Annotated in this window: 6 protein-coding genes; 1 reads left to right on the top strand and 5 read right to left on the bottom strand. The window is 45.4% G+C overall.

The window, feature by feature from the left end:
* Positions 1-172 precede the first annotated feature (172 nt).
* The 5 genes from IQ242_RS17285 to IQ242_RS17265 all read right to left on the bottom strand — a co-directional run bounded on the left by IQ242_RS17285 (position 173) and on the right by IQ242_RS17265 (position 4356).
* Complete coding sequence (locus tag IQ242_RS17285) at positions 173-1126, bottom strand: asparaginase (protein WP_002763157.1); 954 nt, start codon at positions 1124-1126, stop codon at positions 173-175.
* 15 nt (positions 1127-1141) lie between these two features.
* The gene (locus IQ242_RS17280; protein ID WP_193960826.1) at positions 1142-1645 is read right to left on the bottom strand and encodes a CGLD27 family protein; all 504 of its coding nucleotides are present in this window, start codon (positions 1643-1645) and stop codon (positions 1142-1144) included.
* A 5-nt stretch (positions 1646-1650) separates the two neighbouring features.
* Positions 1651-2055 (bottom strand): ribosome silencing factor, encoded by a 405-nt coding sequence (gene rsfS / locus IQ242_RS17275; RefSeq protein ID WP_193960825.1) that lies wholly within the window; start codon positions 2053-2055, stop codon positions 1651-1653.
* A gap of 55 nt (positions 2056-2110) precedes the next feature.
* The gene (gene yqeK, locus IQ242_RS17270) at positions 2111-2707 is read right to left on the bottom strand and encodes a bis(5'-nucleosyl)-tetraphosphatase (symmetrical) YqeK (protein ID WP_193960824.1); all 597 of its coding nucleotides are present in this window, start codon (positions 2705-2707) and stop codon (positions 2111-2113) included.
* A gap of 80 nt (positions 2708-2787) precedes the next feature.
* Positions 2788-4356, bottom strand: coding sequence for a YcjF family protein (locus tag IQ242_RS17265; RefSeq protein ID WP_193960823.1), 1569 nt, complete (start codon positions 4354-4356; stop codon positions 2788-2790).
* 90 nt (positions 4357-4446) lie between these two features.
* On the opposite strand from IQ242_RS17265, the gene IQ242_RS17260 reads away from it, so the two are divergent.
* Positions 4447-4591, top strand: a 145-nt coding sequence (locus IQ242_RS17260; protein WP_193960822.1) for a helix-turn-helix domain-containing protein, incomplete at its 3' end; no start/stop codon positions are given.

The following is a 4591-nucleotide window of genomic DNA, read 5'->3' as shown; positions in this document are numbered from 1 at the left end:
GTAGTTATAATTAAATTGAAGATAGATTTTGCCTCTGATCCCCCCTGCCCCCCTTGATAAGGGGGGTGCCGATAGGCGGGGGGATCTCCCCTTGATAAGGGGGGTGCTGATCCCCCCTTAGTCCCCCCTTAATAAGGGGGGTATCTGACAATTTTTAACAGCTACCCACTATTTATAACAAAGCCATTTCTCCCACCACTTCCAAGCGGGTATAACTGCCGATTTTAAGGAATTTTTCCGAGAGAGATTCGGCCACATTGGGAGTAATCCAGCCTAACTGTTTGAGAATTTGCAAAGCGGCGGCATATTTAGCCCGTTTGGAACCATCTAAAGCTTTAATTGCTAATCCTAAACCTTCGCCGACGCGCCCGATACATTGAATCCCTTCGGCCCCGGCTTTACTGACGATTTCCCCTTGGCTAACCTGCATTAATTCCGTGTCAAAAGCCCCTTCTCCTGCTACCATGCGGGGATGATAGGTCATCGCCCGGACGATTCTTTCTAAGTCTAAACGGTTGCCAGAGGCTAACTGGGCGTAGAGATGGGCCATTTGCCCCAACTGCATTGAATAGGTGGGCGCGCCGCAGTCATCGTGGGCGCTGATTAATTCATCCCCCGGCATCCCCAATAATTCGGCAATTTTGCTGAGAATTAGCTTCTGTATCGGACTAGAGCGCCGCAGATAGCTATTTAACGGCCAGCCACGCTGTTGACACACCGCTAACATCCCGGCGTGTTTACCAGAACAATTGTACTGGAGGCGACTGGGTTTACCTTCGGGGAGGGGACATTGCAGGGCATTAGGATCGATATCGGCGCGCCAGAGAATATTAAAGACTTGACGGGCGTGTTCCACTGTGCCTTGGTGAGAACTACAGATAATGGCTAGATCCTTATCGTTGAGATCGTAGCGTTCGAGGGTGGCGGTACTGATGACAGCCAGTGCTTGAAAAGGTTTCAGGGCCGAACGAATAAAGGCGCTAGTTTCGGCGCTGCCGGCGGTGGATAATACCCGGCCGCGGTCATCGCAAATGGCGGCCTCGACATTATGAACCGATTCAATAATACCTTCCCGGAGGAGATGAATTTCTAAGCGGTGGGTTGGTGAACGTTTTACCCTATTCATTCAGATTGGTTGCGGTTAGTGAGTGAAAAATAGCCAGAAAAGACCACTGATAGCGACAATTGCCCCTAGAATTAGGGCGGTTTTTTGTAAACGCTGGAGAATGGGCTGGATTTGATAGGAGACGATTAAACGATCGCGGGTTAAAATAGCGGCGGTTTTTGTCCAGATTTGGCCATCGTACCAGCCCGACTCTTCATAAAATACTTTCTCCGATTGCAAGCGATCGTAAACGTAGATCCAGCCTAGATACAAGCGCAATAACACCAATCCTACCAAAATTGTCGAGCCAAAAATCCCCGCACAGAGGAAGAGAAAAGGGGCCTTTTTGAGGGGAAAACTAGCGGCGGCAATCGGTCCGACAATTAACCATGTCCATAACCATAACCAGACAATTTTTTTTGTATAAGAGGCTACATCTAGCGTCGCCCAACGGAAAAACCAAGATTCTTTTAATTGTTCGTACTCGTTCACCGGTTGCTGTTCTTCCGGGACGGGACAGAAATCAAGGGAGGATTTCATGGATTCTACTCCTCCAAATGGTCGCTAGGTAGAGTAATCCGTTGAGCATGACCCCAAAATGCTTCTAAATTATAAAATTCTCGCTCTTTTGGTAAAAAGATATGAACAATGATATCCCCATAATCCATCAGGATCCAGCTACCTTCGCTTTTTCCTTCCACTTGTCGGGGGGATTGTTGCCATTCTAGTTCCATAGCAGCTTCGATCGCATCCTCGATCGCTCGCACTTGGGTGGTAGAATAGCCAGTAACAATCAGGAAGTAATCGGTTAAATAACAGATATCGGCGACCTTCAGGATGGCGATGTCCCCCGCTTTCTTGTCCTCGGCAGCGGTAACAATTGTCTCCAGAAATTTTTCGGTCTTGAGATTTTCGGCGATGGGGGTAATAATTCCAGTGGGATTGGTCATTCAGGTTGTGGTTATCCTTTGGCTGAGGTGGTTTTAAGCGAGTCTTGAGATTATGTTAATCAATGGGTTTAGTTTTTGTTGGTTGTTCTTTAACAATTTGTAACGCCCAGTTGCGGGTTAGCACGGTGCGGGGATGAATGGGACAATGGCTACTTAAAAGATATTTTAGGGAATAATCGCAGGTTTGTTGAACGCTTTTATGGAGATTTTGATAGCTGAGTTGTCGTAGGGCGTTTAATTCGGGTGTATCGCCGCGATTGGGTTCCAAGGCATCGGCAATAAAGACTATACAGCTAAGATCGCTCATATTGGGTTTACCGAGGGTATGATTGCGAATTGCTTCGAGAATTTCCTCATCGGTAACGTTAAATTCTTTTTGGGCGACAACTGCACTGACATCGGCGTGGAGTAAGTGGGGATGGGATAAACAGATATTATCCACCTCTATTCCCGCCGATTCTGCCATTTTTAGCAGTTTTTTGGGCTTGAAAAATTTAGCCAGATCGTGTAGCAGCCCCGCTTGCCCTGCTTGGACGGGATCGAGATCGTGATGACGAGCTAAATCAATACACATGGTCTCCACACCGAGAATATGTCGCAGACGGTGTTCGTTGACGTTTTCTTTTAACCAGTCGATAACTTGCTGTCGCATCTTTTTTTTGCCCTTGTGGAACCCCAAAACGATTGTAACAATTACTATACAATTTTGCCTATCGCTCGTGGGTTCGATCTTTACCAATCATCCTCGCAACTAGCTTCTAAAACTTCTTCTTGCTGCCAATCATCCTGAAAAGGTTGTACCACTTTACCGATCGCATCGGCCACAAAAGACTTAATAAATTCTTCCTTGCGACTGAGTTGAAATTGTCTTTGTACCACCTCCGTCATACCACCGTCACCCCAGTCTTGATCCTGACGGAAATATTCAATAAAACTTTTGCCAGCAATGCGGGTTAAATAGGCGGCACTGACCCCTTGAATTGCCTTACCGACTATATAGGTAGTAAAATTTAATTGTAGGATTCTGGCTAATAATTCTACTGCTCCTTTCACTACTCCCAAACTAACTAGAGTTTTACCCAAAGATAGAGCCAATTCCTTGCCTCGATCGCTGTTAATTTCACAGCCATAAACTTGACCAATTTCCTTAACCATTTGAGCATTAACCGCCGCCGTTGCTAACAGATCGAACACTGGTAAGGGAGTCACAGCAATCACTCCCGCACCGATCCACTGATAGCGATCGATAATTTTATCAGCTTGGCGACGACGTTGGCGATCAATAATTTTCCTGGCTTCTTCTCCTAATCTTTGGGATTGTAAGAGGATATTATCCGCCACCAAATCCTCCCCTTCGGCGCGTAAAATTGAAGCCAAACGTTTAATTAAAGCTAAAATATCTGGTTCTGGTGTGATAATTTGTCCCCTGGTTAACTTTACTGGTTGGGGATTAGCGGCGACGGCAATAATATCGGCGGAAAGAATCACTCCTTTTAGCCGTTCTCGTAATTTTTTTAAAATAATTTCTCGATCTTCATCGCTATAGAGATCGATTTTATTAAAGACTAAGAGAGAACGTTTACCAATATCAATTAAGCGCAATAAAGGGGCGTATTCCGATTGTCGAATATCGTTATCGATGACAAATAAAAGTAAATCTGCTTCCGTGGCTAATTGTCGCGCTAACTGTTCCCTTTGACCTCCTGCTGCACCAATTTCGAGAATGCCAGGGGTATCGGTAATTTGAATTTCCCGATTCACACCTTTCATTTTTAAACTATAGGTTTCCCCTTTTTCCGTGGTTCCCATGGTTGCCTCCACATTGCCCACCATTTGACCGATGAGGGCGTTAATTAGGGAGGTTTTTCCCGCCGATCCTGTGCCGAAAACAATGATTTTAACTTCTTTTCTGACTAAACTTCGCTCAATTTCTTGGGAACGCTTAATAAAAACCTGTTGGGTTACTTTATCTTGAATTTGCTCCACTTGTTGCCGGATAGCTTTTAAGGTTTCCCCGGCGGCCTCGGTTTTTTCTACCGGTAATTTTAGGGGTGGACGGGAGGAAGAACGCAACCCGCGGCGACTTTTTTGCTGCCGGGGCAGCAGATAAAAGTAGTACAAAAGAATGTAGATCAGCAAGCCCAGCAGTCCGATAATCAGTAAAAGCAGAATATTAGCTAAGATAGGAGCGGTAAAGGCGATCTGGATGTAAAGACGATAGATAGAGTTGACTAACCACAACATTAATCCGAAAATAAAGCTCAGACCAATGATTAAAGCGGCAAGACGGGGTAATTTCATCGAAAATTTGGGTCTGAAACCCCGCCGTTTTACGGCGGCTTTACCGTTAAATACTAGCGCATTTAGACGATATATTCTAGAATGTGAGGCATGGAAAAAGCCTATTCGTTTCGATTTTACCCCACACCAACACAAGAGTCGCTATTGCGGCGCACTTTGGGATGTGTAAGATTGGTTTACAATAAAGCTCTCCACGAACGAACACAAGCATGGTATGAAAGACAAGAAAGAGTAG

This window comes from Microcystis sp. LEGE 08355 (genome assembly GCF_015207185.1).
GTDB lineage: Bacteria > Cyanobacteriota > Cyanobacteriia > Cyanobacteriales > Microcystaceae > Microcystis > Microcystis panniformis.
This window is presented reverse-complemented; position numbering and strand designations above follow the sequence as displayed.